Here is a 25620-nt window from a genome sequence, read left to right as displayed (position 1 = left end):
GTGGGCTTGCTGCCAAGCAGGGGCTATCAGCCTTGCGGTGCCTGCACCGACGCCTGCTGGTTGGCCTGGCCGGTTCTTTCGTACCAACCGCCGCCGAGGGCCTTGTACAGGTTGACCTCGCTGGTCAGCTGCGACAGGCGATCGGTGATCAGCGCCTGTTGCGCGCTGAACAGGTTGCGCTGGGCGTCGAGGAAGGTCAGGTTGCTGTCGATGCCGATGCGGTAGCGACGTTCGGCCAGCCGGTAGTAGTCCTGGTTGGCCTGGACCAGGTCGCGTTGCGCCTGCAGCTGCTCTTCGAAGGTCTTGCGTGCAGCCAAGCCATCGGAGACTTCCTGGAAGGCGGTCTGGATGGTCTTCTCGTACTTGGCGACGTTGATGTCCTTCTGGATCTTCGAGTAATCCAGGCTGGCACGCAGGCTGCCGGCATTGAAGATCGGCAGGTTGATCTGCGGCTGGAACAACCAGGTGCCCTGACCACCGCTGAACAGGTGGCCCAGGTCCGGGCTCAGGCTGCCGGCATTGGCGGTCAGGCTGATGCTGGGGAAGAACGCTGCGCGGGCGGCGCCGATGTTGGCGTTGGCGGCCTTGAGCAGGTGCTCGGCCTCCTGGATGTCCGGCCGGCGCTGCAGCACGTCGGAGGGCAGACCAGCCGGCACGTCGGCCAACTGGTCGGCGTCCAGGCCCAGCGGCTGTGCGAGGTTGGCCGGAATGCCGGTGCCCAGCAGCACGGTCAGGCTGTTGACGTCCTGGGCGACCAGGCGCTGGTACTGCGAGTACTTGACCCGCGCGCCTTCCACGGCGGTACGCGCCTGGCTCAGGTCGAGCGCCGAGGACACGCCTACTTCGTTGCTGCGACGGGTCAGGTTGTAGCTTTCCTGATAGTTCTTCAGCGTCTCTTCGGTCAGCTTGAACAGCGCCTGGTCGGCCTGCCAGGTGTAGTAGGCGTTGGCCACGCTGGCAACCAGGGCGATCTGCGTGGAACGGCGCGCCTGCTCGCTGGACAGGTAGGTTTCCAGCGCCTGTTCGCTGAGGCTGCGCACCCGGCCGAACAGGTCCAGCTCATAGGCACTTACGCCCACGGTCGCGGAATACTGGCTGGTGATGCTCGAATCGCCGGTCTGCGACAGGTTGCCGGGGACCCGCTGGCGGCTGCCGCTGGCGGTGGCGGACACCGCCGGGAACAGATCGGCGCGCTGGATGCGATATTGCGCGCGGTAGGCGTCGATGTTCAACGCGGCGATACGCAGGTCGCGGTTGTTGATCAGCGAGGTCTGGATCAGCTGCTGCAGCGCCGGATCGCGGAAGAACTGCCGCCAGCCCTGTTCGGCGGCGGCCACGTCGGCGGCCTGGGCCGGCGAATACGCAGGGCCTTGCGGCCACTGCGCAGGCACCGGCGCTTCCGGGGTCTGGTAGTCGGGAATAAGCGAGCAGCCGCCAAGAATGAAAGCGGTGACCGCCAGGGACAACAAAGACTTGGTCATTGCCCAGCCTCAATACGTGGAGTTTCAGGGGTATCGTCCTTGCTCGGCTCTTTACTGCCGAACAGTGACGACACAGCGACGAAGAATAGCGGTACCCAGAAGATTGCCAATACGGTCGCACTGATCATGCCGCCGATCACGCCGGTGCCGATCGCGTGCTGGCTGCCGGCACCCGCGCCGCTGGCGATGGTCAACGGTACCACGCCGAGGATGAACGCCAGCGAGGTCATGATGATCGGACGCAGACGCATGCGGCACGCCTCGATGGCCGCGTCATACAAGCTGCGGCCCTGTTCGTGCAGTTCCTTGGCGAATTCCACGATCAGAATGGCGTTCTTCGCCGCCAGGCCGATGGTGGTCAACAAGCCGACCAGGAAGTACACGTCGTTGGACAGGCCGCGCAGGCTGGTGGCGATCAACGCACCAATGATGCCCAGGGGCACGACCAGCACCACGGCGATCGGGATCGACCAGCTTTCGTACAGGGCTGCCAGGCAGAGGAACACGAACAGCAGCGAGAGGGCGAACAGTGCCGGCATCTGCGAGCCGGAGAGTTTTTCCTCGTACGACATCCCGGTCCAGGAGAAGCCGACACCGTCAGGCAACTCGCCGGCGATGCGCTCGACCTCGGCCATGGCCTCGCCGGTGCTGTAGCCAGGGGCCGGCGCACCGAGAATTTCCATGGCCTCGACACCGTTGTAGCGCGACAGCTTGGGCGAGCCGTAGGTCCACTCGCCCTTGGCGAAGGAGGAGAACGGCACCATCTCGCCTGCGCCGTTGCGCACGTACCACTTCTGCAGGTCTTCAGGGCTCATCCGCGCGTTGGCTTCGCCTTGGATGTAGACCTTCTTGACCCGGCCACGGTCGATGAAGTCGTTGACGTAGCTGGCACCCAGGGCAATCGACAGGGTGTTGTTGATGTCGGAGATGGTCACGCCCAAGGCGCTAGCACGCTCGTCATCGATGGTCAGCTGATACTGCGGTTCATCGTTCAGGCCGTTGGGGCGTACGCCACTGAGGATCTTGCTTTGCGAGGCCTTGGCCAGGAACTCGTTGCGCGCTTCCATCAGCTTGGCATGGCCGACACCGCCGCGGTCCTGCAGGAACACGTCGAAGCCGGTGGCGTTACCCAGCTCCAGCACCGCAGGCGGGGCGAAGGCGAACACCATCGCATCGCGGAAGCTGAAGAAGTGTTGCTGGGCCCGTTCGGCCAAGGCGAACACGCTGTTTTCCTTGGAGCGATCACCCCAGGGCTTGAGCATGATGAAGGCCATACCCGAGCTCTGCCCACGGCCGGCGAAGTTGAAGCCGTTGACGGTGAACACCGACGACACGGTATCGGCTTCGTCCTTGAGCAGGTATTCGCGCATCTGGTCGACCACCGCCTGGGTTCGCTCGGCACTGGAGCCAGCCGGCGTCTGCACTTGGGCGAACAGTACGCCTTGGTCTTCCTCAGGCAGGAACGCGGTGGGGATGCGGGTGAACAGCCAGATCATGCCGACCACGATCAGGGCATAGGCCAGCAGGAACGGCACCTTGTTGCGCAGGATGCTGCCCACGCTGCGCTCGTAGCCGTTGACGCTGCGGTCGAAGTTGCGGTTGAACCAGCCGAAGAAACCGCCTTTGGCGTTGTGATGCTCGCCCTTTTTCAGCGGTTTGAGCATGGTTGCGCACAGCGCCGGGGTGAACACCAGCGCCACCAGCACCGACAGGCCCATGGCCGAGACGATGGTGATGGAGAACTGGCGGTAGATCACCCCGGTGGAGCCGCCGAAGAAGGCCATGGGCAGCAGCACCGCCGACAGCACCAGGGCGATACCGACCAGGGCGCCCTGGATCTGCTCCATGGAGCGTTTGGTCGCCTCCTTGGGCGGCAGCCCTTCTTCGGACATCACCCGCTCGACGTTTTCCACCACGACGATGGCGTCGTCCACCAGCAAGCCGATGGCCAGGACCATGGCGAACATGGTCAGGGTGTTGATGCTGAAGCCCGCCGCGGCGAGGATGCCGAAGGTACCCAGCAGCACCACCGGTACAGTCATGGTGGTGATGATGGTGGCGCGGAAGTTCTGCAGGAACAGGTACATCACCAGGAACACCAGGACCACGGCCTCGATCAGGGTGTGGATCACCCCACTGATCGACTCGGTGACCACGGGCGTGGTGTCGTACGGGAACACCGCCTTGACCCCTGGCGGGAAGAACGGCTCGAGGTCAGAGATGGTCTGGCGCAGGGCCTTGGCAGTGTCCAGGGCGTTGGCGCCAGTGGCCAGCTTGACCGCCAGGCCCGAGGCCGGCTTGCCGTTGAACTGCGCGCTGACGGCGTAGTTTTCACCGCCCAGGCCGACTTCGGCGACATCACCCAGACGTACCTGGGAGCCGTCGTTGTTGACCTTGAGCAGAATCTTCTCGAACTGCTCGGCGGTCTGCAGGCGGGTCTTGCCGATGATGGTGGCGTTGAGCTGGGTGCCTGGCATGGCGGGCAGGCCGCCGAGCTGGCCGGAGGACACCTGTACGTTCTGCGCGGCGACGGCGGTCTTGACGTCGACCGGGGTCAGCTGGAACTTGTTGAGCTTGGCCGGATCGAGCCAGATACGCATGGCGTATTGGGCACCGAACACCTGGAAGTCGCCGACACCGGCAGTCCGCGAGATCGGGTCCTGCATGTTGGAGACGATGTAGTTGGCCAGGTCGTCCTTGGTCATGCTGCCGTCTTCGGACACCAGGCCGATCACCAGCAGGAAGTTCTTCACTGCCTTGGTGACGCGGATACCTTGCTGCTGCACTTCCTGCGGCAACAGCGGGGTAGCCAGGTTCAGTTTGTTCTGCACCTGGACCTGGGCGGTATCGGGGTTGGTCCCCTGCTCGAAGGTGGCGGTAATGGTCATGCTGCCGTCGGAGTTACTCTCCGAGGACACATAACGCAGGTTGTCGATGCCGTTGAGCTGCTGCTCGATGACCTGCACCACGGTGTCCTGCACGGTTTGCGCCGAGGCGCCCGGGTAGGTCACGGCGATGGCGATGGCCGGTGGCGCGATGCTCGGGTACTGGTTGATCGGCAACTTCAGGATCGACAGGGCGCCGACCAGCATGATCACCAACGCGATCACCCAGGCGAAGATCGGGCGATCGATAAAGAACTTCGACATGGTTTACTCCGCTTTGGCGTCTGCTTTGGCCGCGTCGGCCTGATCAGGGCTGCCGGCCTTCTTGACGTTGCTGGCCTCGCCAACCTTGACCTCGACGCCTGGGCGTACGTACTGCAGGCCTTCGGTGATCAGGCGGTCGCCCGGGTTCAAGCCTTCCTCGATCAGCCACTCGCTGCCGACCGTGCGGCTGGCCTTGAGCTGGCGCAGTTCTACCTTGTTGTCCTGGTTGACCACCATCGCCGTCGGCGCACCCTTGAGGTCGCGGGTCACGCCCTGCTGTGGGGCGAGGATGGCATTGGCGTTGACCCCGGCCTTGAGCCGCGCATGCACGAACATGCCCGGCAGCAGGGTGTGATCGGGGTTGGGGAAGATCGCGCGCAAGGTGACCGAGCCGGTGGTTTCGTCCACTGCGACTTCCGAGAATTCCAGGCGGCCCTGCTGCTTGAACACGCTGCCGTCCTCCAGCACCAGTTGCACCGAGGCGGCGTTGTCGCCGGCCTTCTGCAACTGGCCGCTTTCCAGGTCACGGCGCAGCTTGAGCAGCTCGGCGGTGGACTGGGTGACATCGACGTAGATCGGGTCGAGCTGCTGGATGGTGGCCATGGCGTTGGTCTGGCCACTGTTGACCAGCGCGCCTTCGGTGACCGCCGAACGGCCGATGCGGCCACTGATCGGCGCCAGGACCTTGGTGTAGCGCAGGTCGATCTGGGCGCTCTTGAGCGAGGCTTCGGCTTGCAATCGTTTGGCATTGGCATCGTCGAATTCCTGCTTCGACACCGCCTGCTCATTGACCAGCTGCTTGTAGCGCTCGGCCAGCGAGCGAGTCGCTTGCAGGTTGGCCTGGGCGTTGCCCAGGTTGGCTTCGTAGACGGCCGGGTCGATCTGATACAGCTGCTGCCCTTCCTTGACTTCGCTGCCTTCCTTGAACAGGCGCTTGAGGATGATGCCATTGACCTGCGGGCGCACTTCGGCCACCCGGAACGCGGTGGTGCGGCCCGGGAGTTCGGAGGTCAGGGTGAAGGGCTGCGCTTGCAGGGTGACGACGCCGACCAGAGGAGCCTGCGCCGCGGGCGGGGCTTCTTCTTTCTTACAGCCACCTAGCAGCGTTGCCAGGGCGACGGCGGAAACCAGAGCGGTAACGGCTGGCTTGAATTGCATGAGGATCCTCGGGTCGCAAGAGCAGGGAGACGCTCAAGAATAATGGAACAGTCTTGTCAGAAGAAAACTATCCGGTGGATAAGTAGCTTACTAACGAATATACTTACATTCATGGTTGTTTGTAAATACCGCCAGGTGGTACATGTTTACCGCCTCAGCCATTGATTAGCCCAATCGGGAGGCGCCCTGCAGAGGTGGCCCCGGCGATTTTCCCCGTTTGCGCAGCGCAGCGGGCTCAGATGAGGTTGCACTGCCATGGTCCGTCGAACCAAAGAAGAAGCCCAGGAAACCCGCGCCCAGATCATCGAGGCGGCGGAAAGGGCGTTCTACAAGCGCGGCGTTGCGCGAACCACCCTGGCCGACATCGCCGAACTGGCGGGCGTCACCCGCGGTGCCATCTACTGGCATTTCAATAACAAGGCCGAACTGGTGCAGGCACTGCTCGACAGCCTGCACGAAACCCATGACCACCTGGCGCGTGCCAGCGAGAGCGAAGACGAACTGGACCCGCTCGGTTGCATGCGCACGCTCTTGCTGCAGGTGTTCAACCAGCTGGTGCTCGATGCCCGCACCCGGCGCATCAATGAAATCCTGCATCATAAATGCGAGTTCACCGACGACATGTGTGAGATTCGCCAGCAACGCCAGGGCGCGGTGCTCGATTGCCACGAGGGCATTACCCTGGCCTTGGCCAACGCCGTGCGTCGCGGACAATTGCCCGAGCAGCTGGATATAGAGCGCGCGGCCATCACAATGTTCGCTTATGTCGATGGGGTGATCGGACGCTGGCTGCTCCTGCCCGAGAGCTTCAATCTGTTGCACGACGCCGAAAAATGGGTCGATGCAGGGTTGGATATGCTGCGCTTGAGCCCTGCGCTGCGCAAATGACACTTTGTTAAGGATTGTGAGGAAGTGTTGCCCAAGTAACGTTAACAACCGATTGAACCGACCTCAGCCTAACGCCCGCGCAATTGCCGATCGGGCAGCAGCAGGGCAGCAGCCAGGCCAAGCACGGCGATGGCGGCGCTGCCGAGCAGAAGATGGCGGAAGGTCTCCAGCAGCCCCTGTTGTACCGCAGGGTCCGGGGCTGCGGCCTTGAGGCTGCCCAGCAAAGGGTTGCCCACCAGCTCGAAGCCACCTTGTTGCAGCAGCGCCAGCAACAGGCTCGACATGCAGGCCACGCCCATCGCGCCGCCCAGGGAGCGAAACAGATTCGTGGTACTAGTGGCTACGCCTATGTCCTTGCCCTCGACCGCGCTTTGGGTGCCAACCAAGGTCGTGGGAAATTGCAGGCCGCAGGCGACGCCAGTCAGCAGCATGAACATGCCGCTGAGCCAGGCCGATTGCGGTGGGGTCAGGGCCATGGCGACAATGGCCATCGGCATCAGCACGGCGCCGGCCAGAATCTGTGGTTTGTAGCGACCGGTGCGACTGGTCAGACGCCCCCCGCTAAAGGCCCCCAGCGGCAAGCCCATGGCCAGCGGCAACAGGTGCAACGCCGCGCTGTCGGCCCCGGCACCGGTGATCCCCTGATAACGTAACGGCATCAGCATGGTCAGCGAGATCGACTGGAAGCTGGCGAAGAAAATCACGGCCCAGCACAGCACTGCCACCCGATTGCCGAACAGGCTCATGGGCAGCAGCGGTTCGGCGCAACGGCGCTCATGGGCGATGAACATGGCCAAGCCGAACAGTGCACAGCCAAGCAGCGTCAGCACTGGCGTCGCATTCCACTGCTGGCCTTGACCGACCAGGGTGATGCCCAGCAGCAGACTGCCAAGCCCTGCGATCAACAACACGGCGCCCAGGTAATCGACCCGCGCCTGGCGACGTTGCACCGGCAGGCCCGCCAAGGCGCGGCGAATCGCCCACAGCGCGAGGATGCCCAGGGGCAGGTTGATCCAGAACACCCAGCGCCACGACAGGTACTCGGTCAGCCAACCGCCCAGCACCGGCCCGGCGACGCTGGCCACGGCGTACATGCTGCTGAAATAGCCCTGGTAGCGGCCGCGCTCGCGCGGTGGCACGAAGTCGCCGATGATCGCCTGGCTCACTGACACCATGCCGCCGGCACCGATGCCCTGGATGACCCGCGCAACCACCAACTGCTGCATGTCCTGGGCCAGCGCGCAGGCGATCGATGCAAGGGTGAACACAGCGATGCCGGTGAGGATCATGCGCCTGCGCCCGTACAGGTCACCGAGCTTGCCGTAGACAGGCACCGCTACCGTCATCGCCACCATATAGCCGGAAATCACCCACGCCAGCAGAGCAACGTCGTTGAATTGCGCCGAGATGGCCGGCAGCGATACCGCGACGATGGTCTGGTCGAGCGCGCCCAGGAAAATCGCCAGCATCAGGGCGGTCAGGACGCTGCGCAGGGCAGGTGGGGGAAGGGCGGCTGTCACGAACGATACCTTGTAGAGAGCACTGCGTCGGCGCAAAGCCAATCGCACGAAGTACGCGAAGTGTAACCCGAGTTAGGTAGCTTCCTATGTACTATCTGCATCCCCTATGCAAGATCGGCATTGGCGCATTCATCCATGGCAACATGGCCGCGTGATATCGTTGGTATGCCACAGCGGTTGTAACTCGCGGCCTGCACCATGCTGGTGCAGCAAATTGCCGCAGGTTTTTCGCAGCGCTGTCTCCCACACCTTTTATTCCTCTGCCTGCATGTCGAGCATGACCGCCCAGATGGCGACGGTTGGAACAGGTCAGGTAGACCCGATTCAGAGGTCGGTAGCAACCGTTCAATTTCTACATTTCATAAGCGGAGTGATCATGCCCAAGGCTTCCCACCAAGATCTGCGTTTTGCCTTCCGCGAGCTGCTCGCTTCTGGTTCCTGTTATCACACAGCGTCGGTGTTCGACCCCATGTCGGCGCGGATCGCAGCCGACCTCGGCTTCGAAGTCGGCATCCTCGGCGGCTCGGTGGCGTCCTTGCAGGTGCTGGCCGCGCCGGACTTTGCGCTCATTACCCTGAGCGAGTTCGTCGAACAGGCCACCCGCATTGGCCGCGTGGCGCAGTTGCCGGTGCTGGCCGACGCCGACCACGGCTATGGCAACGCGCTCAACGTCATGCGTACAGTCATCGAGCTCGAACGCGCGGGCGTCGCTGCCCTGACCATCGAAGACACACTGCTGCCGGCGCAATTCGGGCGTAAGTCCACCGACCTGATTTCGGTCGAGGAGGGCGTGGGCAAGATTCGCGCAGCCTTGGAAGCACGCGTCGACTCGTCGCTGTCGATCATCGCTCGCACCAATGCGGGCGTGCTCAGCACCGAAGAGATCATCGTGCGCACCCAGAGCTACCAGAAAGCCGGTGCCGACGGTATCTGCATGGTCGGGGTCAAGGATTTCGAGCACCTCGAGCAGATCGCCGAACACCTGAGCGTGCCACTGATGCTGGTGACCTACGCCAACCCCAATCTGCGTGATGATGAGCGACTGGCACGCTTGGGCGTGCGCATCGTGGTCGATGGTCACGCCGCCTATTTCGCCGCGATCAAGGCCACCTACGACTGCCTGCGCCTGCAACGCGGTCAGCAGAACAAGTCGGAAAACCTCAGCGCCACTGAACTGTCGCACACCTACACCCAGCCTGAGGATTACATTCGCTGGGCCAAGGAATACATGAGCGTCGAAGAGTGACCAGCCACCTGTCGGGCTAACGCACGGCGCTCAAGGTGGCGGTATGTGGCACGCAGTGCGCCTGCAGGCAACTGTGCGCCGCGCTGGGTTGACTGCGCAGCAGCTCGGCGCGCCAGCACGCCGAGCCATACAGCGCAGCGACTGCGATCAATGCCATGGCCAGGGTGATTCGTCTGGATCGGATGCCCATGCTGCCCACCTCCCTCTACCGCGCCAGGGTGACACCCTTGAGCATAGTCCTGGCGGACGATCATTGCTCAGCGGTTGCGCACTGCTGCAGCCAGTCAAGCAGTTCAAGCAGTGCCGGCGCTGGGCCTTTGCTCGGGTTCACCAGGTAATAGCCTTTGCCGGTCGGCACCTTCAACGGGAATGGCATGCACAGCCGCCCGGCTTGCAAATCGTCACCGATCAACGCCCAGTCGCCGATCGCCACGCCAGTGCCCTGGGAGGCCATGGCCATCGCCATGTCCAGGGTTTCGAAGTGCTGCTTGGGCCCTTGCGCTGCCAGCGCCCCACCGGCGGCCCGCAGCCACGACTGCCAGTCATGCTCGTCGCGCGAGGGGTGCAGCAGCATGTGTCCGGCCAGGTCGTGCACCTGGCGCAGCGGGTTCGGCCCATCGCGTAGCGAGGGGGCGCAGACCGGCGTCAGTTGTTCAGCGAACAGCTCGCGCACTTCCAGCCCGGGAGCGGGTTTGTCAGCGTAGATCACCGCGGCGTCGAACCCCTCACGACGAAAATCCACGCCGTGTTGGACCGTGGTCGTCAGCTCCACCGGCACGTCGGGGCGCAGCGCTTGCCACTCCATCAGCCGTGGCAGCAACCAACGCATGACACAGGTCGGTGCCTTGAGCTGCAAGGTCGTTTTACCCGCGCCGACTTCACGCACGCCTTGCTCGACCAGTGCGAAGATCTGCTGTACCCGTGGCAGCCAGTCCTGACCTTCGCGGGTCAGGCTCAGGCCGCGGGCCTGGCGCTGAAACAGCGGGTAGCCCAGGTGTTGCTCGAGCGCTGCAATCTGCCGGCTCACTGCGCCCTGGGTGATATGCAGTTGCCGCCCGGCGCGGGTGAAATTGCAGTGCTGGGCGGTGACCAGAAAGGTATGCAGAGCGGGCAGGGGCGGGAGACGTTTCATCGCTGGCAGCCATGAGCTGAAGACATGGCAAGTATGTGTTTATTTGCATTGTGACGATACCCCTGTGGCGGATCCAATAGCGGCTGATCCCCACGAAGAATGACGGTGACAGCGATGGCAACTTGCGGTGAGGTACTGGTCAAACTCCTTGAAGGCTATGGTGTGGACCATGTCTTTGGCATCCCCGGCGTGCACACGGTGGAGCTGTACCGGGGCCTGGCGGACTCGTCCATTCGGCATATCACGCCGCGCCATGAGCAAGGCGCAGGCTTCATGGCTGACGGTTATGCGCGCACCCGCGGCAAGCCTGGCGTGTGCTTCATCATCACCGGCCCTGGCATGACCAACATCACCACGGCGATGGGGCAGGCGTACGCCGACTCGATCCCGATGCTGGTGATATCGAGTGTGCAATCGCGTGATCAGCTGGGCGGTGGCCGTGGCAAGCTGCACGAGTTGCCTAATCAGGCAGCATTGGTAGCGGGAGTGGCGGCGTTTTCCCAGACCTTGATGAGCGCGGATGACTTGCCACAACTGCTGGCGCGGGCATTTGCGGTGTTCGACGGCGCGCGGCCGCGCCCGGTACACCTCGAGATCCCGCTGGATGTGCTGGTCGAACCCGCCGATCACCTGCTGCCCGGCCGCCCAGTGCGCAGCAGCCGCGCCGGCGCCGCGCCGGATGCCATTGCCGGCATGGCCGAGCGCTTGGCCACGGCACGCCGGCCCCTGATCCTGGCAGGCGGTGGAGCGCTGGGCGCCGCTGCTGCACTGACGCAGTTGGCCGAGCACCTGCAGGCACCGGTGGCGCTGACCATCAATGGCAAAGGGCTGCTGCCGGCCGGCCATCCGCTGCTGATCGGCTCGACCCAGTCGCTGGCGGCGACCCGTGAGCTGGTCGAAGAAGCCGACCTGGTCCTGGCCATCGGCACCGAACTGGCTGAAACCGACTACGACGTAACGTTCAAAGGCGGCTTCAAGATCCCCGGCAGCTTGTTGCGCATCGACATCGACCCGGACCAGACCGTACGCAACTACCTGCCGCAGCTGGCCCTGGTCGCCGACGCCAGGCTGGGCACCGAGGCATTGCTCGAGGCGCTGGGCAAGCGGGCGCAGCCGCGCCACCAAGCAGGCTGGGGCAGCGCCCGCGTGCAGCGCTTGCGCGCCACCCTCGCGGCAAGCTGGGACCCCCAGATGCTGAGCCAGACCCGCTTGCTGCAAGCCTTGCTGCAACGCCTGCCCAATGCCGTGCTGGTGGGCGATTCTACGCAGCCTGTATACACCGGCAACCTCACCCTGGACATGCCGGCGCCGCGTCGCTGGTTCAATGCCTCGACCGGCTACGGCACTCTGGGCTATGCCTTGCCGGCCGCCATGGGGGCGTGGTTGGGCAGCGCCGAACGGGCCAGTGAACGTGTACCCTGCGTGTGCCTGATCGGCGACGGCGGCTTGCAGTTCACCCTGCCGGAACTGGCCAGCGCGGTGGAGGCGCAGGTGCCGCTGATCGTACTGTTGTGGAACAACCAAGGGTATGAGGAGATCAAGCGCTACATGGTCAACCGCGCCATTACGCCAATCGGCGTGGATATCCATACGCCCGACTTCATCGGCGTGGCCCGCGCCCTTGGCGCTGCAGCCCAGGCTGTGGCAGACGTTGCGCAGTTGCAGGCAGCCTTGGGCCAGGCGCTGGAGCGCCACGGGCCGACCTTGATCCAGATCGATCAGCAGCAATGGTACGCCGGCACTAGCCCGCAGTAGCGCGCAACCTGGCGACGTCGCGGATCGGCGGTGCGCCGTACAGCCGGCTGTATTCGCGGCTGAACTGTGAAGGGCTTTCATAACCGACCCGATAGGCCGCCACCGCTGCCTCCAGGCCATCGTTGAGCATCAGGCGTCGGGCTTCCTGCAGGCGCAACTGCTTCTGGTACTGCAACGGGCTCATCGACGTCACGGCCTTGAAGCGGTGATGCAGGGTCGAGGCGCTGAGGTTGACCTCCCGCGCCAGGTCCTCGATGCGCAGCGGCTGCTGGTAGTGGGTGTTAAGCCAGGTGATGGCCTGGCAGACGCGATGGGTCTGACTATTGGCCAGGGCGATCTCGTACAGCCGATGGCCCTGTGGCCCGCGCAGCATACGGTAGAGGATTTCACGGCGAAACAACGGCGCAAGCATGGCGATGTCGCGCGGGGTGTCCAGCAGGCGCAGCAAGCGCAACAGGGCGTCGAGCAACGCCGCATCGGTCCGGTCGACATACAGGCCACGACCCGATGGCCGATTGGGTACCAGCATCGGCCCGCTCTCGGCGATCAACTGGCTGATCTCAGCAGGGTCGAGGTCCATGCGCAGGCCAAGACTGGGATTTTGCGGGCTGGCATCCAGGCGCACGCCGCTCAGCGGTAGGGTCACTGACACCACCATATAGTGCAGAGGATCGTAGGCGTATTGCTCGTCACCCAGAAACAGACTCTTGCTGCCCTGGGCCAGGATGCACAGCGCCGGTTGCGCCAGTGTCGGCACCGAACGCACGTTTTCGGTGTAGCGCACCAAGTACAGATCCGCGATGGCCGAGGCCGGGCCATGCGGCTCGCCGGCGTGCCGGGCAATCAACTCGGCAAGCTCCAGGCGCTGCTGCTCCAGGGTCGGATCGATGGACGGGGCGGTGGTCATGATGGCTTTCCTCTGCTGACCGACGCAGCATAGGTTTGGGCAATGCGCGGCGCTAGTCGAATACTGCTCGGCGCTTGCCTGATCCTGCCTCGCTGCAGGATCAGGCAAGCGCCGAGCAGTATTGGCCTAACGCGGGGCGTGCGAGCGCGCCTAGTCTTGGCAGCCTGGCCTTTTCGTCCGTCTGCTTCAAGGAGATCGTGCAATGACCTTACGACAACCGGTCACCCACTTGGCTTTGGTCCGTGCCAGCAGCGGCCGCTCGGCAGAACTCGGGGCACGCCTGCGGGATCTGCTGGAACCCTCGTTGCGCACCCCCGGGTGCCTGGGCTTCACCGTCCAACGCTCCCAGGCTGACGCCGACCTGTGGCTGCTCAGCGGCAGCTGGCAGGACCAGCAGGCGATGCGTGGTTATTTCGCCTCGCCGACGCTGGAGCTATTCGGCGAGCTGGTCCAGGCCCGGGTCGTCAGCAGTCTCGACTTGCATACCTTCGATTGATCACGGTTAGAATGCCGCCCTTCGCTCCTGTCTCGGAAAGCAACATGGCACGCAGAGAATTCCCCCACCACGAAGCGGTATCGGCAATGGTTCCGGCAGCGGGCGGCGGCTACAGCGCGGCGATCGCAGTCAAGGCCCTTGGCATGGGCGGCGCGCCGCGCTTTCACAAGGTCCTCGACGGGCAGGTCTTCAAGGGCGCCGTGGCCGCCGACGAGGCGGCCACGGCAGAACTGCAACGCCTGCAGGGCGTCAGCGCCGAGGGCGAGTTGATCTGGTGATCAGCCCTGCGGCCGCGCCATCTTGAACAGCGTGCCCAACTCGAAATAGTCGGCCGGGCCGCCGCCCCGCAGAATCGGCTCGGCAGCTGCGGTGTCGTAGATGCCGTCCTTGAGCAGGTGCTCGGCAATGTGCACCGCTACCACTTCCCCGAGGATCAGCCAGCTGGGTACCAGTGCCTGATCGGCGCGCTTGAGCTGGACGATCTGGCTGACCTTACACTCGAAGGCGACCGGTGTTTCGCCGACTCGCGGCACGCTGACCACGCGCGAGGGTGCTGCGCTCAGGCCGCTCAATTCGAATTCGCTGACCTCGGGCCCCACCGCGGCGCAGCTTTGGTTCATCTGCTCGGCCAAAGGGCGGGTGGCAAGATTCCACACGAACTCACCGGTCTGCTCGATATTGTTCAAGCTGTCTTTGCGCCCGACGCTGCAGAAGCCGATGATCGGCGGAATATAGTTGAAGGCGTTGAAGAAGCTGTAGGGCGCCAGGTTCAAGCGGCCTTCGCGGTCCTGCGAAGAAATCCAGCCGATCGGCCGTGGGCCGACGATGGCGTTGAAGGGGTCGTGGGGCAGGCCGTGGCCTTTGGCGGGTTCGTAGTAGTACATGAGTGCTGGGCTTGCTGGCCCTACCTCCTGGTTGACGAGGTGCCTAGTGTGCCAAGCCCGGGCGCGCCTGGATACGCTCACGCCCGGCTAATGCCGGGCTGGGTTGCTTGCAGCAGTGCTCAGCTGAGGCGATGGGCATGGGTGCGGTCGAAACCGTCTTCGGCAAAGCGCTGCGCGTTGGTGCGATCGAAGCCATCTTCGGCATAGTTCGCCGATTGGCTCTGGGTTGTGGCGAAAGAATGGGCATTGGTTCGGTCAAAGCCGTCTTCGGCAAATGCGCCCGTAGCAAGAACGGAAAGGGCAACGGTGAGGATCAGTTTGCTTTTCATGAGGATTGCTCCTGTAGAGGGTTGAATGGCTTGATGGGATTAAGGTTACGCCCATTAATACGATTAAAAAGCGCAAATACTCGCGCCTATTGATCTATTTATTCGATTATAAATGGCGCTGATCAGGGAAAAACGGCAGGCGAGTTGGACTCGATGGATCGTGCACACCGCCGGTCTGCGCCATGCAGTGCAGAGTGCACATGGGAAATTAATAGCGCGTTAAGACACTGGCCAGCTTGGGTCAGGGAAGCCATGGGGTGATGTCAAGATCACCTGCCTGGGTGCTTCATTGCGCAATTAGCGACCAGTATCGGTTTGCTCAGAACGCCTTCCGCAACTGGGAAAAGCCATTGATGCCAGGTGAGCAAATTCAGCTCGCCAATGAGCCGATTAACGCGCCTATTCGGCTCATAAGGTGACCCGAATAGGCGCGTTAATCGGCTCACGGTTTTCAAGGGCTGAACAAAAAGGGCGTCCCATCGCTGGAAACGCCCTGTCGTTTTCAGCCCTGACCAGCCTTAGTCAGTGGTGATTCGCGAGTGCTGCTTGGTGTCCTTCATGGTCGCGTACACCAGCAGCGAGCAGGCGATGCAGCCGGTCACGTACCAGTAGAAGCCACTCTCCATGCCGACGCTCTTGAACCACAGGGCCACGTACTCTGCCGTACCCCCGAAGATCGATACGGTCAGTGCATAGGGCAGGCCTACGCCCAGGGCACGGATTTCAGTGGGGAACAGTTCGGCTTTCACCACGGCATTGATCGAGGTGTAGCCGCTGACGATGATCAGTGCTGCCATGATCAGGAAGAACGCGCCCCACCAAGTCTGGATGGTGTGCAGGGTGCTGAGGATCGGTACGGTGAACAGGGTTCCCAGTACGCCGAAGGCGATCAGGATCGGGCGCCGGCCGATCTTGTCGGACAACCCGCCGACCAGGGGCTGCAAGCACATGAACAGGAACAGCGTGGCGGCCGAGATGGTGGTCGAGTCGCTGATGCTCATGCCCACCGTGTTGACCAGGTACTTCTGCATGTAGGTGGTGTAGGTGTAGAAGGCCAGGGTGCCGCCCATGGTCAGGCCGACCACGGTCAACAGTTCCTTGGGGTGGCGCATCAGGGTGCGCATCAGGCTTTCCTTGGCCTTTTCCTTCTTGGTGAACGAGGCGGTTTCTTCCATGCCGCGCCGCAGGTACAGGGCCACCACGGCGCACAGTGCGCCGATCACGAACGGTACGCGCCAGCCCCAGGCATACAGCTGCTCGGTGGTCAGGGTCTGTTGCAGCACGATCAGCACGGCCAGGGCGATGAGCTGGCCGGAGATCAGCGTCACGTACTGGAAGCTGGAGAAGAAGCCACGACGCTCCTTGCTCGCCATCTCGCTCAGGTAAGTGGCTGAAGTGCCGTATTCGCCACCCACCGACAGGCCCTGCATCAGGCGCGCGATCACCAGCAGGATCGGCGCCGCCACGCCAATGGTTTCATAACCTGGGGTCAGGGCGATCACCAGCGAGCCTGCGCACATCAGCAACACCGAGGCCATCAGCGCGGCCTTGCGGCCTTTGCGGTCGGCATACATGCCCATCAACCAGCCGCCGATCGGGCGCATCAAGAAGCCCACGGCGAAGATCGCGGCGGTGTTGAGCAGTTGTGCAGTGGAGTCGCCTGCCGGGAAGAAGGCTTTGGCGAAGTAGAGCGAGAATGCGGCGTAGACGTACCAGTCGTACCATTCGACCATGTTGCCGATCGAGCCGCTGAAGATCGACTTGAGGCGGCTGGCGGTGGTTCTTTCAGCGGTCGGCGTGGCGGCCGCCCCGCTTGGCAGGGTGGTGGCGTTATCCATCAGGGATACCTTCTCGTTGTTGTTGTGAGAGCGCGCCAGGGCGCAGCTTGCCAAGCCCAGTGCAGAAGGTGTGCCAAATGGGTGCAGGGCGCTCCAAACGAGGGCCTCTGCATCTCGAAGCCCCAGCCTGCAGGCCTCTGCGCAAGGCGTGTGCCCGCAAAGGGCGGTGTAGCGCCGGCAGCGTCCACTTACGGTAAGCGGTTTTACGCCTATCCAGCATGATCAATAAGCGGATTTCCGCCTATTGGGCGCCGATGAATGTCTCGCGCGATAAGCCATGGCGCTGCATCTTTTCATTGAGCGTGCGCCGAGGCAGCTGCAACGCCTCCATCACCGCCTTGATTTCACCACCGTGCTGACGCAGTGCCGCGCGCAGGCATTGCGCCTCGAACGCTTCCATTTGCTCGGCCAGGGACTGTCCGGCAGGGACGACCTCGATATTCGACAGGCCCAACCCCAAGGCATGCCGTTCGGCGGCATTGGCCAGCTCGCGGACGTTGCCTGGCCAGTCATGGGTCAGCAGTTGCGCCAGCTGCGGCGCCGAGAGCGCAGGCGCGCTGCGCGCCAGTTTGTCCGCAGCGGCACGGGCGAAGTGCTCGAACAACAGGGGGATGTCTTCACGTCGCTCACGCAAGGGCGCCAAACGCAATTCAGCCACGTTCAGGCGGTAGGCAAGGTCTTCGCGAAAGCGCCCGGCGCGGGCCTCTTCGAGCAGGTCCGGCTTGGTCGCGGCGATGATCCGCAGGTCGACGCTGATGCTCTGGTTGGCACCCAGGCGCTCGAGCTTCTGCTCCTGAATCACCCGCAACAGCTTGGCTTGCTGGGCCAGGGGCATGCTTTCGATCTCATCGAGAAACAGCGTACCGCCGTTGGCATATTCCAGCTTGCCGATGCGCTTGCCTTGGGCGCCGGTGAAGGCACCGCTTTCATGACCGAACAGCTCGGCCTCGAACAGCGTTTCGGGAATGGCTGCGCAATTGAGCGCCACGAACGGCTTGGTGGCACGTGGCCCGAAGTCATGCAGGCAGCGCGCGACACGTTCCTTGCCACTGCCGGTTTCGCCACGGATCAGGACATTGACGGGCAGGCTGGCGAGGTCCAGCACCTGCTGGCGCAGCTGCTGCATGCCGGTGGACATGCCCAGCAAGGTCGCCTCCAGGCGCGATTTGAGATCGGCCTGCTCATGCAGGCGGCGGTTCTCCAGGACCAGCTGGCGTTTCTCCTGCGCCCGGCGCAGGCTGCCCAGCAGGTGCTGCGGGGTGAAGGGCTTTTCCAGAAAGTCATAGGCCCCGTTGCGCATCGCCTCAACGGCCATCGGCACGTCCCCGTGGCCGGTCAGCAAAATGACTGGCAGATCGGCATCTTCGGCTTGCACGCGTGCCAGCAGCTGCAGGCCGTCCATGCCAGGCATGCGCACATCGCTGATGATCACCCCGGCGAAGTGGGCGGGCAGCTGTGCCAGGCAGTCTTCGGCGCGGGCGAACACCTGCACGTTGAAGCCTGACAGGCTCAACCACTGCTCGACCGCACTGCGGATGCTGGCCTCGTCATCGACGACGATCACCGAATTCAACATACGGGCTCCTGGTCTTGCGGCAGGGTCAGAATCAGCCGGGCGCCGCCCGGCACGTTTTCGGCATGCAGCAGGCCACCGGCCTCGGCGATGATGCCATAGGAAATCGCCAGGCCCAGGCCCAGGCCTTCGCCCACCGGTTTGGTGGTGAAGAATGGGTCGAAGAGCTTGCCCAGATGCGCGTCGGCAATGCCGCCGCCGGAATCCAGCACGCTCAGGCGCCACTGTTGCCCATCGGGTTCGATGCGCACTTCAAGACGCTTGTAGCGCTTGTCGGCCATGGCGTCCAAGGCATTGCGCAGCAGGTTGATCAACACTTGCTCGAGGCGAATCGCGTCGCCGCGGACCCAGGCCGGACGCGCCAGGTACAACGCGACCTCGACGGCTTCGGCGCGTATGCGCGTCTCGAGCAGGTGCAGGGCCTGGTCGACCACGCTGGCGAGGTCCAGGCGCTCGCGCAGACCGCCCGGGCTGTTGCGGGCGAAGGTCTTCAGGTGGCTGGTCAGCGCGGCCATCCGCGTGAGCATCTGCTCGAGCGGCTCCAGGGCCTGGCGCGCCTCGTCGTAACGGCCATGATCGAGCAGCAGGCGCAAGGTTTCCAGCTGCATGCGCTGGGTGGTCAGCGGTTGGTTGATTTCGTGGGCCATGGCGGCCGACATCTGCCCCAGGGCGGCCAGCTTGGCCGACTGCACCAGGCCTTCCTGGGCCGTGCGCAGCTCGCGGGTACGCTCCTCGACCTGGCGTTTGAGCTGTTCGCGGCTGCGCTGGCGCAAGCGCGCCAGGCGCAACCGCTGGCTGATGAACAGCGCCGCGAACACCAGGCTCAGCCACACCGCGGCGGCCCCCAGTGCAGCGTTGCGCCCGGCGGCCTGGACCTGGGGTTTGCGCAGCAGGTGCAGGGTCCAGTCTTCGCTCTGCAGGGGCAGGCTCTCCCAGAGGTACTCGACGCTGCCCTCAGGGCCGCTCACCCGGCTCAGGTAACTGTTGTTGGCGAAGCGGGTGAGGATTTGCGGATGCAGGGGCACCAGGGGCTGCTTGTCGTATTGGCGGGTTTGCGCCAGCTCCGCGCGATCGGCAGCGCTCAGCGGTTGCAGCTCACGGTAGCGCCAGCCGTCCTGATTGGCGATGAAGGTGATGCCACGGGCGTCGCTGACCAGCAGGATGTCGCTGCCCTGGCGCCATTCGCGCTCAAGCTCGGGGAATTCGAGCTTGACCACCATGGCCCCGAGAAAGCGACCCTGCTCATCCTTCACTGCACTGGACAGGAAATAACCCGGCACGCCACTGGTCACGCCAACGGCGTAGAAGCGGCCCGAACCTTGGCTGCGGGTCTGCTTGAAGTAAGGCCGGAAGCCATAGTTGGAACCGACGTAGGTCGTCGGCAGGCGCCAGTTGCTGGCGGCCACCGCCAGCCCGGTACGGTCGAGCAGCTCCAGGGTCGAAGAATTGGCCGCGCCATTGATGCGTTCGAGCTTGAGGTTCAGCGCATGTTGCTGTTGCTCGCTGACCGGCCCACGCAGCGCCGCGATGAGTTCCGGGTCCAGCGCCAGTACCGCCGGCAGCGCGCGGTAGCGATCGATCAGCGTGTGCAGAGCCGTGGCGTAGAGCGTCAGCTGCTGACTGGCGCGGCGCGCGTCCTCTTCCATGGCCTGGCGCTTGGCCTGGTGCATGGCCCAGCCGGCGCTGAGCACGGTACCCAGCACGATCAGCAGGGTGATCAGCCCCAGACGCAGGGCGCGAAAGGAAAAGGGCATTGGGGCAGGTCCGGATCAAGGCGATTGAGTGCCGGCCTCTTCGCGCGCAAGCCCGCGCCGAGGCCGGAAGGGGCGACCAAACGGTTACAGCAGTTCGAAGCTTTTCTGTTGCACCGCCTCGGAATCCAGGCCGACCTGGACGGTGAACTCGCCAGGTTCGGCCACCCGCTGCAGCTGGCCATTGTAGAACTTCAAGTCATCCTCGCTGATGCGGAAGCTCAAGGTGCGTGACTCACCAGGCTCGAGCAGGAGTTTCTGGAAGTTCTTCAGCTCCTTGACCGGGCGGCTCATCGATGCCGACACATCCTGCAGGTACAGCTGGACCACCGTCTCGCCTGCAAGCTTGCCGGTATTCTTCACCGTGACGCTGGCCTGCAGGGTGTCGCCCCGCTTGAGGTCCTGGGCCGACAGGGTCAGGTCCGACAGCTCGAAGCTGCTGTAGCTCAAGCCGTAGCCGAATGGATACAGCGGGCCGTTCGGTTCTTCGAAGTACTGCGACGTGTAGTTGCCAGGCTTGCCTGGGGTGTAGGGCCGGCCGATGCGCGTGTGGTTGTAGTACATCGGGATCTGCCCCACCGAGCGCGGGAAGGTGATGGCCAGCTTGCCCGAAGGGTTGTAGTCACCGAACAGCACATCGGCGATGGCGTTGCCGCCCTCGGTGCCAGCGAACCAGGTTTCCAGCATGGCATCGGCCTGCTCGCGCTCCCAGGCCAGCGACAGTGGCCGGCCGTTCATCAGCACCAGCACCAGCGGCTTGCCGGTGGCCTTCAGCGCCTTGATCAACGCGCGCTGGCTGGCCGGGATTTCCAGGGTGGTGCGGCTCGACGATTCGTGCGACATGCCCCGCGACTCACCGACCACGGCCACCACAACATCGGCTTTTTGCGCGGCCTTGACCGCCTCGTCGATCAGCACCGCCGCAGGGCGCGGGTCGTCGACGATTTCCGGTGCATCGAAGTTGAGGAAGTTCAGGTAATCGAGAATCGCCTTGTCGCCGGTAACGTTGGCACCTTTGGCGAAGAGCAGTTCGGCCTTGCCTTCGAGCGCGCGGCGCAAGCCTTCGCGTACGGTGACCGAGTGCATCGGTTTGCCATCGGCGGCCCAGCTGCCCATCATGTCGATCGGCGCGTCGGCCAGCGGCCCGACCAGGGCGATGGTGCCGGCTTTCTTCAGCGGCAGGGTCTGCTGCTTGTTTTCCAGCAGCACCAGGCTGCGCCGCGCCACATCGCGGGCAGCCGGGCGATGCAGGCGGTCTTCGCCGTAGTAATCCTCGAGGTCGGTTTCGGCTTTGCCGATGCGCACGTACGGGTCCTTGAACAGGCCCATGTCGTACTTGGCCCCGAGCACTTCGCGAACGGCCTGGTTCAGTTCCTGCTCGGTGACCTCGCCAGACTTGAGCAGCCCTGGCAGCTCCTGGCCGTAAAGGGTGTCGTTCATGCTCATGTCGATACCGGCCTTGATCGCCAGCTTGGCCGCCTCGCGGCCGTCGCGGGCGACGCCATGGCGGATCAGCTCCTGAATGGCGCCGTGGTCGCTGATGGTCACGCCCTTGAACCCCCACTGCTTGCGCAGCAGATCGTTCATCAGCCAGGTGTTGGAGGTGGCCGGTACACCGTTGATGGAGTTGAGCGCCACCATCACCCCGCCAGCCCCGGCATCGAGCGCGGCGCGGTAGGGCGGCAGGTAGTCGTTGTACATCTTCGGCAGGCTCATATCGACCGTGTTGTAGTCGCGCCCGCCTTCCACCGCCCCGTACAAGGCGAAGTGCTTGACGATGGCCATGATGCTGTCGGGATTGGCCGGGCTGCTGCCCTGGAACGAGCGCACCATCACCTGGCCGATCTTCGCGGTCAGGTAGGTATCTTCGCCAAACCCTTCACTGGTGCGGCCCCAGCGCGGATCGCGGGCGATGTCGACCATCGGCGCGAAGGTCATGTCCAGGGCGTCGGCTGAGGCTTCGATGGCCGAGGTACGGCCGACCTTGGCGATGGCGTCCATGTCCCAGGTGGCGGCCAAGCCCAGGCCGATGGGGAAGATGGTGCGCTCGCCGTGGATGGTGTCGTAGGCGAAGAACATCGGGATCTTCAGGCGGCTGCGCATGGCAGCATCCTGCATCGGCCGGTTTTCCGGCGCGGTGCGCGAGTTGAACGTGCCGCCGATGCGCCCGGCCGCGATTTCTTCGCGGATCTTTTCGTGGGACATTTCCGGACCGATGCTGATCAGGCGCAATTGGCCGATCTTTTCGGCTTCGTTCATCTGGCTGATCAGATGCTCGATGAAAGCCTGCTTGTCCTGCAGGGGCGGGGCGATCGGGGCGGCGAGGGCCGCCTGGCTGGCGAGGCCCATGGCCAGGCCCAGCAGAGACAGTTTCATCATCGATTCCATGTTCGAGGCGTGTGCCGTATCTACGAAGATACGCGCGCGGCCGAAGTTTTCAGGCGGCTATTGTTGTACGATTCGCGGGTCATGCTTCCAGCGGCCGATTATGCCTGAATATGTCGGTGGCGGAGGAGCACCCGAATGCCGGGACAACAACTATAAGAACGCTGAAGAGAACCAAGGCATGACCCCCCTTGACCACTATCAACGTCGGCAGGTGGCCGAAGCCATCGCCCGCGTCGAACGGCGTACCGACGCCCAGCTGGTGACCGTGCTGGCGCGACGCGCCGACGACTACGCCTACCTGCCGCTGTTCTGCGCCGCGCTGCTGGCCCTGGCCGTGCCGGGCCTGCTCTACCTCGCGTGCGGCTGGCCCAGCGGGCGCGCCCTGTTGGTGAGCAACGTACTGCTGTTCATCGGCTTGTGCCTGCTGCTGCGCAGCCCACGCCTGGCCAGCTGGCTGATCCCCGGCGCGCTGCGCCGGTGGCGCGCGACGGGCCTGGCGCGCCAGCAGTTTCGCGAGCAGCACCTGGGCACCGGCGCGCAGGGCGCAGGGGTTCTGATCTTCGTCGCCGAAGCTGAGCAGCATGTGCAGATCCTCGTGGGCCAGCGCATCGACGCCCACCTTGATCGCCATGCCCGAAGGTTGCTCGCTGCGCGGTTGCTAGAGCGGGTGCGCTGCGGGCAGACCCTGCCAGGCTTCGTCGAGTGCATCGAGGCGTGCGGCGAGCTGCTGGGCGAACGCTTGCCGCGTAGCCACATGCCCGACCGCATCGAGCTGCCCAACCGTCTGGTGATTCTCGACTGAAGGCTGTGCCGCGGGGGTGTAGAATGCCGACCATTGCGCAACGCGCTTCCTGTTATCCGAGGCACCCGCTTTTTATGTCAGCCAGTCCTTCCGCCACCTCTGCGCCGGATGCCCGCGCTCAGTTCCTCAACGTGCTGAGCGCGGCCCTGCACGGTAATACCTTGATCAAGTTGGTGCTGGCGCGCCACGTCGGGGCCGACGAGACCTTGCAGCGCATCATCGCCAAGCCGTTGCAGGTCAAGGGCCAGCCGCACTTGTCACTGGTCTATCGCCACCAGACCCGCGACATTACCCGCAACGTCGCGCTGGAGCAGGCCGAGGCGCTGGTGGCCGAACTGTTGCCGGCGAGCTTTCGCAACGCTCATCTGTTCGACGCGGACGGCGAGGTGCAGCTGGCGTTCAGCAAGAAGGGCAAGCCGATGCTGCAGCGCCACGGCGCCCAGGCGCCGCGTGAGGTGGCCGCGACTGCCGCCCACGACCGCGAGAAGAAACGCTACCTGGACCTGTCGCGCCCGTTCCTGCGCGACCTCGGCGTGACCGATGGGCAAGGCGCGTTGATCCCGGCGATGTCGCGCAAATGGAAGCAGATCAACAAGTTCATCGAAGTCTTCGACCACGCCCTGGCCAATGCCCCGGTAGCGGCCGACCAGGCGCTGCGCGTGGCCGACTTCGGCTCTGGCAAAGGCTACCTGACCTTCGCCATGCACGACTACCTGCGCAACAGCCTGGGCCGTGAAGCGAAGGTGCTGGGCGTGGAGTTGCGCCAGGACATGGTCGAGCTGTGCAACGCGGCCGCCGGCCGCCTGGAGCACCCGGGCCTTGAGTTTCTCTGCGGCGATGTGCGCAGCGTGGTGCCCGAAGCGATCGAGGTGATGATCGCCCTGCATGCCTGCGATGTGGCCACCGACTACGCCATCCATACCGGCATCCGCTGCAATGCCGCGATCATCATGTGCTCGCCATGCTGTCACAAGCAGATCCGCCCGCAACTGCACAGCCCCGGTCTGCTGCAGCCGATGCTGCAATACGGCCTGCACCTGGGCCAGCAGGCCGAGATGCTCACCGACAGCCTGCGCGCGCTGTACCTCGAAGCCTGCGGCTACGAGACCAAGGTGTTCGAGTTCATCTCCCTCGAGCACACCAACAAGAACAAGATGATTTTGGCGGTCAAGCGGCGACAGGCCGCTGACAACACCGCGCTGCTGGAGAAAATCGCCCAGCTCAAAGGCTTCTACGGCGTGCAGGAGCATTGTCTTGAAACGTTGTTGCGGGCGGACAGCTTAATCTGACCCGCTAGCGGTCCGTCGAGGAGCGGTCAGTCGGGGCGTCGATCGCCAACCCTTGCACACCCAGCGGGTGCGTGCTGGCATCGAAGAAATGCAGCGCGGTCCCGCTCATGTCGGCGAACCGCTCGATGAAGTGTCGCTTCTGATTCAGCACCGAAGCCTCATGCAACGGCCGGATCGCGATCGACAGGTACGCAGGCCGGGCCTGGCGCATGGCTTCCAGCAGGTGCTGGTCGCTGCTGTCCAGGTGCTGGCCGAACAGGCAGATGCCCTGGCGCTCGCTGGCCAATTCCCCCAGGCACCACGCCAGGTAGTCGGAGTTGCGGATCGCGCGCAGTTTTTCCTCGCTGCGGTCTTCATTGACGAACAACGGCACCTCACCTGGAACGTTCACGGCGAAGCCGTCGAGTAACTCGCCGCCCACGGCGCTACGTTGCCGGGTACTGGCGTCGGGCAGTTTCAGCAGGTGCAGGCCGCCATGCAGGTGCAGCACGCGGGTGCCTTGGCCTTGGGGCCGGCGCACATCGAAGAAACCCTGCTCGTCGAACAGCTCGGCAAAGCCCTGCGGCTGCTGCTGCATGGCCCACGGCAGGATCAGGTCGTAATTGCTGGTATAGACGCTACGGTAGTCGCGCAAGGCCAGGTTGATCGCCTGCAAGGTGGCGGCGGGGAGCAGCGACCACGGCAGGTGCAGCGTGCGCACGGCGTGGATCAACCCTTCCTTGATCGAGTAGTAGCGGTTCAGCGGCGCGGTAGAATTGATCGCCAGGGCGGCGTTGGCGCGCACGGTATGGTTGAGCGTGCTCAAAACCGGCTCGAACAGCTCGGTGCCCAATGACTTGAACAGTGCCTGGTCGCTGATGGCCAGGCCTTTCTTGCGCCCGGCGCGCTGGGCTTGCTCGAACAGCGAGAAATAGCCGAACGGTTTCCACAGTGCCCGGCTGGCGCCATTGCCCAGCAGCAGGGCGGTGCAGGGGTGGCGCTGGTTCAGGTCTGGCCAAGAGGCGAGGTGGGCGTCGAGAGCTGGCATGGGCGGT

General features: G+C 64.0%; 20 protein-coding genes and 1 pseudogene. 7 read left to right on the top strand and 14 right to left on the bottom strand.

Features of this window, described 5'->3' with window-relative positions; genetic code table 11:
• Positions 1 to 26: 26 nt before the first annotated feature.
• Genes FS665_RS11805 through FS665_RS11795 form a run of 3 tightly spaced genes read right to left on the bottom strand, consistent with a single transcriptional unit; the run spans position 27 to position 5788 of the window.
• Entirely contained in the window at positions 27 to 1481 is a 1455-nt protein-coding gene (locus FS665_RS11805; RefSeq protein WP_145188065.1) for an AdeC/AdeK/OprM family multidrug efflux complex outer membrane factor, read from the bottom strand.
• On the bottom strand, positions 1478 to 4630 hold the full coding sequence (gene ttgB, locus FS665_RS11800) for a multidrug efflux RND transporter permease subunit TtgB (protein WP_145188062.1): 3153 nt from the start codon (positions 4628 to 4630) through the stop codon (positions 1478 to 1480). The genes FS665_RS11805 and ttgB overlap by 4 nt, the downstream gene beginning before the upstream one ends.
• Before the next feature lie 3 nt (positions 4631 to 4633).
• A complete protein-coding gene (locus FS665_RS11795) occupies positions 4634 to 5788 on the bottom strand; it encodes an efflux RND transporter periplasmic adaptor subunit (protein WP_145188060.1) in 1155 nt (384 codons plus the stop codon).
• A 255-nt stretch (positions 5789 to 6043) separates the two neighbouring features.
• Here FS665_RS11795 and FS665_RS11790 point away from each other — a divergent pair, with 255 nt between their 5' ends.
• A complete protein-coding gene (locus FS665_RS11790) occupies positions 6044 to 6676 on the top strand; it encodes a TetR family transcriptional regulator (protein WP_145188057.1) in 633 nt (210 codons plus the stop codon).
• Between the two features lie 68 nt (positions 6677 to 6744).
• Here the strand turns inward: FS665_RS11790 and FS665_RS11785 are convergent, their stop codons facing one another.
• Positions 6745 to 8196: an MDR family MFS transporter gene (locus FS665_RS11785; RefSeq protein ID WP_145188054.1), complete on the bottom strand. Its 1452-nt coding sequence runs from the start codon at positions 8194 to 8196 to the stop codon at positions 6745 to 6747.
• 376 nt (positions 8197 to 8572) lie between these two features.
• Here FS665_RS11785 and FS665_RS11780 point away from each other — a divergent pair, with 376 nt between their 5' ends.
• Positions 8573 to 9442: an oxaloacetate decarboxylase gene (locus FS665_RS11780; RefSeq protein WP_145188051.1), complete on the top strand. Its 870-nt coding sequence runs from the start codon at positions 8573 to 8575 to the stop codon at positions 9440 to 9442.
• A gap of 16 nt (positions 9443 to 9458) precedes the next feature.
• Here FS665_RS11780 and FS665_RS23415 read toward each other — a convergent pair whose 3' ends face one another.
• Together FS665_RS23415 and FS665_RS11775 are read right to left on the bottom strand one after the other, a co-directional pair.
• A complete protein-coding gene (locus FS665_RS23415) occupies positions 9459 to 9632 on the bottom strand; it encodes a hypothetical protein (protein WP_178108330.1) in 174 nt (57 codons plus the stop codon).
• 60 nt (positions 9633 to 9692) lie between these two features.
• Positions 9693 to 10574, bottom strand: a complete 882-nt coding sequence (locus FS665_RS11775) for a LysR substrate-binding domain-containing protein (protein WP_145188047.1) — start codon at positions 10572 to 10574, stop codon at positions 9693 to 9695.
• A 114-nt stretch (positions 10575 to 10688) separates the two neighbouring features.
• On the opposite strand from FS665_RS11775, the gene FS665_RS11770 reads away from it, so the two are divergent.
• Positions 10689 to 12329, top strand: coding sequence for a 5-guanidino-2-oxopentanoate decarboxylase (locus FS665_RS11770; RefSeq protein WP_145188044.1), 1641 nt, complete (start codon positions 10689 to 10691; stop codon positions 12327 to 12329).
• Here FS665_RS11770 and FS665_RS11765 read toward each other — a convergent pair.
• On the bottom strand, positions 12316 to 13236 hold the full coding sequence (locus tag FS665_RS11765) for an AraC family transcriptional regulator (RefSeq protein WP_145188041.1): 921 nt from the start codon (positions 13234 to 13236) through the stop codon (positions 12316 to 12318). The two genes, FS665_RS11770 and FS665_RS11765, sit on opposite strands and share 14 nt — an antisense overlap.
• A gap of 202 nt (positions 13237 to 13438) precedes the next feature.
• On the opposite strand from FS665_RS11765, the gene FS665_RS11760 reads away from it, so the two are divergent.
• Positions 13439 to 13732 (top strand): putative quinol monooxygenase, encoded by a 294-nt coding sequence (locus tag FS665_RS11760; protein ID WP_145188038.1) that lies wholly within the window; start codon positions 13439 to 13441, stop codon positions 13730 to 13732.
• 11 nt (positions 13733 to 13743) lie between these two features.
• Positions 13744 to 14010: a hypothetical protein gene (locus tag FS665_RS11755; RefSeq protein ID WP_145188035.1), complete on the top strand. Its 267-nt coding sequence runs from the start codon at positions 13744 to 13746 to the stop codon at positions 14008 to 14010.
• On the opposite strand, the gene FS665_RS11750 is transcribed toward FS665_RS11755, so the two are convergent.
• From FS665_RS11750 to bglX, 6 genes and pseudogenes are all read right to left on the bottom strand, one after another.
• A complete protein-coding gene (locus FS665_RS11750) occupies positions 14011 to 14616 on the bottom strand; it encodes a flavin reductase family protein (RefSeq protein WP_145188032.1) in 606 nt (201 codons plus the stop codon). It lies immediately after the preceding gene.
• Positions 14617 to 14738: 122 nt separating this feature from the next.
• Positions 14739 to 14945, bottom strand: a pseudogene (locus FS665_RS11745) (heme utilization protein); the annotation flags it as partial.
• Positions 14946 to 15463: 518 nt separating this feature from the next.
• On the bottom strand, positions 15464 to 16783 hold the full coding sequence (locus FS665_RS11740; protein ID WP_145188026.1) for an MFS transporter: 1320 nt from the start codon (positions 16781 to 16783) through the stop codon (positions 15464 to 15466).
• Between the two features lie 241 nt (positions 16784 to 17024).
• On the bottom strand, positions 17025 to 18359 hold the full coding sequence (locus FS665_RS11735; protein WP_145188023.1) for a sigma-54 dependent transcriptional regulator: 1335 nt from the start codon (positions 18357 to 18359) through the stop codon (positions 17025 to 17027).
• Positions 18353 to 20110: an ATP-binding protein gene (locus FS665_RS11730; RefSeq protein ID WP_145188020.1), complete on the bottom strand. Its 1758-nt coding sequence runs from the start codon at positions 20108 to 20110 to the stop codon at positions 18353 to 18355. Before FS665_RS11730 ends, FS665_RS11735 begins: the two co-directional genes overlap by 7 nt.
• Before the next feature lie 84 nt (positions 20111 to 20194).
• A complete protein-coding gene (gene bglX / locus FS665_RS11725; protein ID WP_145188017.1) occupies positions 20195 to 22486 on the bottom strand; it encodes a beta-glucosidase BglX in 2292 nt (763 codons plus the stop codon).
• A 187-nt stretch (positions 22487 to 22673) separates the two neighbouring features.
• On the opposite strand from bglX, the gene FS665_RS11720 reads away from it, so the two are divergent.
• Positions 22674 to 23297, top strand: coding sequence for a hypothetical protein (locus tag FS665_RS11720; protein WP_145188014.1), 624 nt, complete (start codon positions 22674 to 22676; stop codon positions 23295 to 23297).
• 74 nt (positions 23298 to 23371) lie between these two features.
• Entirely contained in the window at positions 23372 to 24586 is a 1215-nt protein-coding gene (locus FS665_RS11715; RefSeq protein WP_145188012.1) for an SAM-dependent methyltransferase, read from the top strand.
• Between the two features lie 4 nt (positions 24587 to 24590).
• Here FS665_RS11715 and FS665_RS11710 read toward each other — a convergent pair whose 3' ends face one another.
• Complete coding sequence (locus tag FS665_RS11710) at positions 24591 to 25613, bottom strand: DUF4917 family protein (RefSeq protein ID WP_145188009.1); 1023 nt, start codon at positions 25611 to 25613, stop codon at positions 24591 to 24593.
• Positions 25614 to 25620 lie beyond the last annotated feature (7 nt).

Origin of the sequence: Pseudomonas sp. URMO17WK12:I11 (assembly GCF_007677725.1) — a bacterium.
Classification (GTDB): Bacteria; Pseudomonadota; Gammaproteobacteria; order Pseudomonadales; family Pseudomonadaceae; genus Aquipseudomonas.
Note: the sequence above shows the minus strand (reverse complement) of the source record. Positions and strands in the feature narration are given on the sequence as shown.

What these genes read in the sequence shown, in the direction of transcription:
- bglX (WP_145188017.1), bottom strand. Translation starts at nt 22,486, where the DNA reads ATGATGAAACTGTCTCTGCTGGGCCTGGCCATGGGCCTCGCCAGCCAG.
- FS665_RS11715 (WP_145188012.1), top strand. Translation starts at nt 23,372, where the DNA reads ATGTCAGCCAGTCCTTCCGCCACCTCTGCGCCGGATGCCCGCGCTCAG.
- FS665_RS11795 (WP_145188060.1), bottom strand. Translation starts at nt 5,788, where the DNA reads ATGCAATTCAAGCCAGCCGTTACCGCTCTGGTTTCCGCCGTCGCCCTG.
- FS665_RS11750 (WP_145188032.1), bottom strand. Translation starts at nt 14,616, where the DNA reads ATGTACTACTACGAACCCGCCAAAGGCCACGGCCTGCCCCACGACCCC.
- FS665_RS11775 (WP_145188047.1), bottom strand. Translation starts at nt 10,574, where the DNA reads ATGAAACGTCTCCCGCCCCTGCCCGCTCTGCATACCTTTCTGGTCACC.
- ttgB (WP_145188062.1), bottom strand. Translation starts at nt 4,630, where the DNA reads ATGTCGAAGTTCTTTATCGATCGCCCGATCTTCGCCTGGGTGATCGCG.
- FS665_RS11765 (WP_145188041.1), bottom strand. Translation starts at nt 13,236, where the DNA reads ATGACCACCGCCCCGTCCATCGATCCGACCCTGGAGCAGCAGCGCCTG.
- FS665_RS11740 (WP_145188026.1), bottom strand. Translation starts at nt 16,783, where the DNA reads ATGGATAACGCCACCACCCTGCCAAGCGGGGCGGCCGCCACGCCGACC.
- FS665_RS11760 (WP_145188038.1), top strand. Translation starts at nt 13,439, where the DNA reads ATGACCTTACGACAACCGGTCACCCACTTGGCTTTGGTCCGTGCCAGC.
- FS665_RS11755 (WP_145188035.1), top strand. Translation starts at nt 13,744, where the DNA reads ATGCCGCCCTTCGCTCCTGTCTCGGAAAGCAACATGGCACGCAGAGAA.
- FS665_RS11805 (WP_145188065.1), bottom strand. Translation starts at nt 1,481, where the DNA reads ATGACCAAGTCTTTGTTGTCCCTGGCGGTCACCGCTTTCATTCTTGGC.
- FS665_RS11730 (WP_145188020.1), bottom strand. Translation starts at nt 20,110, where the DNA reads ATGCCCTTTTCCTTTCGCGCCCTGCGTCTGGGGCTGATCACCCTGCTG.
- FS665_RS11735 (WP_145188023.1), bottom strand. Translation starts at nt 18,359, where the DNA reads ATGTTGAATTCGGTGATCGTCGTCGATGACGAGGCCAGCATCCGCAGT.
- FS665_RS11780 (WP_145188051.1), top strand. Translation starts at nt 8,573, where the DNA reads ATGCCCAAGGCTTCCCACCAAGATCTGCGTTTTGCCTTCCGCGAGCTG.
- FS665_RS11710 (WP_145188009.1), bottom strand. Translation starts at nt 25,613, where the DNA reads ATGCCAGCTCTCGACGCCCACCTCGCCTCTTGGCCAGACCTGAACCAG.
- FS665_RS11770 (WP_145188044.1), top strand. Translation starts at nt 10,689, where the DNA reads ATGGCAACTTGCGGTGAGGTACTGGTCAAACTCCTTGAAGGCTATGGT.
- FS665_RS11790 (WP_145188057.1), top strand. Translation starts at nt 6,044, where the DNA reads ATGGTCCGTCGAACCAAAGAAGAAGCCCAGGAAACCCGCGCCCAGATC.
- FS665_RS11720 (WP_145188014.1), top strand. Translation starts at nt 22,674, where the DNA reads ATGACCCCCCTTGACCACTATCAACGTCGGCAGGTGGCCGAAGCCATC.
- FS665_RS23415 (WP_178108330.1), bottom strand. Translation starts at nt 9,632, where the DNA reads ATGGGCATCCGATCCAGACGAATCACCCTGGCCATGGCATTGATCGCA.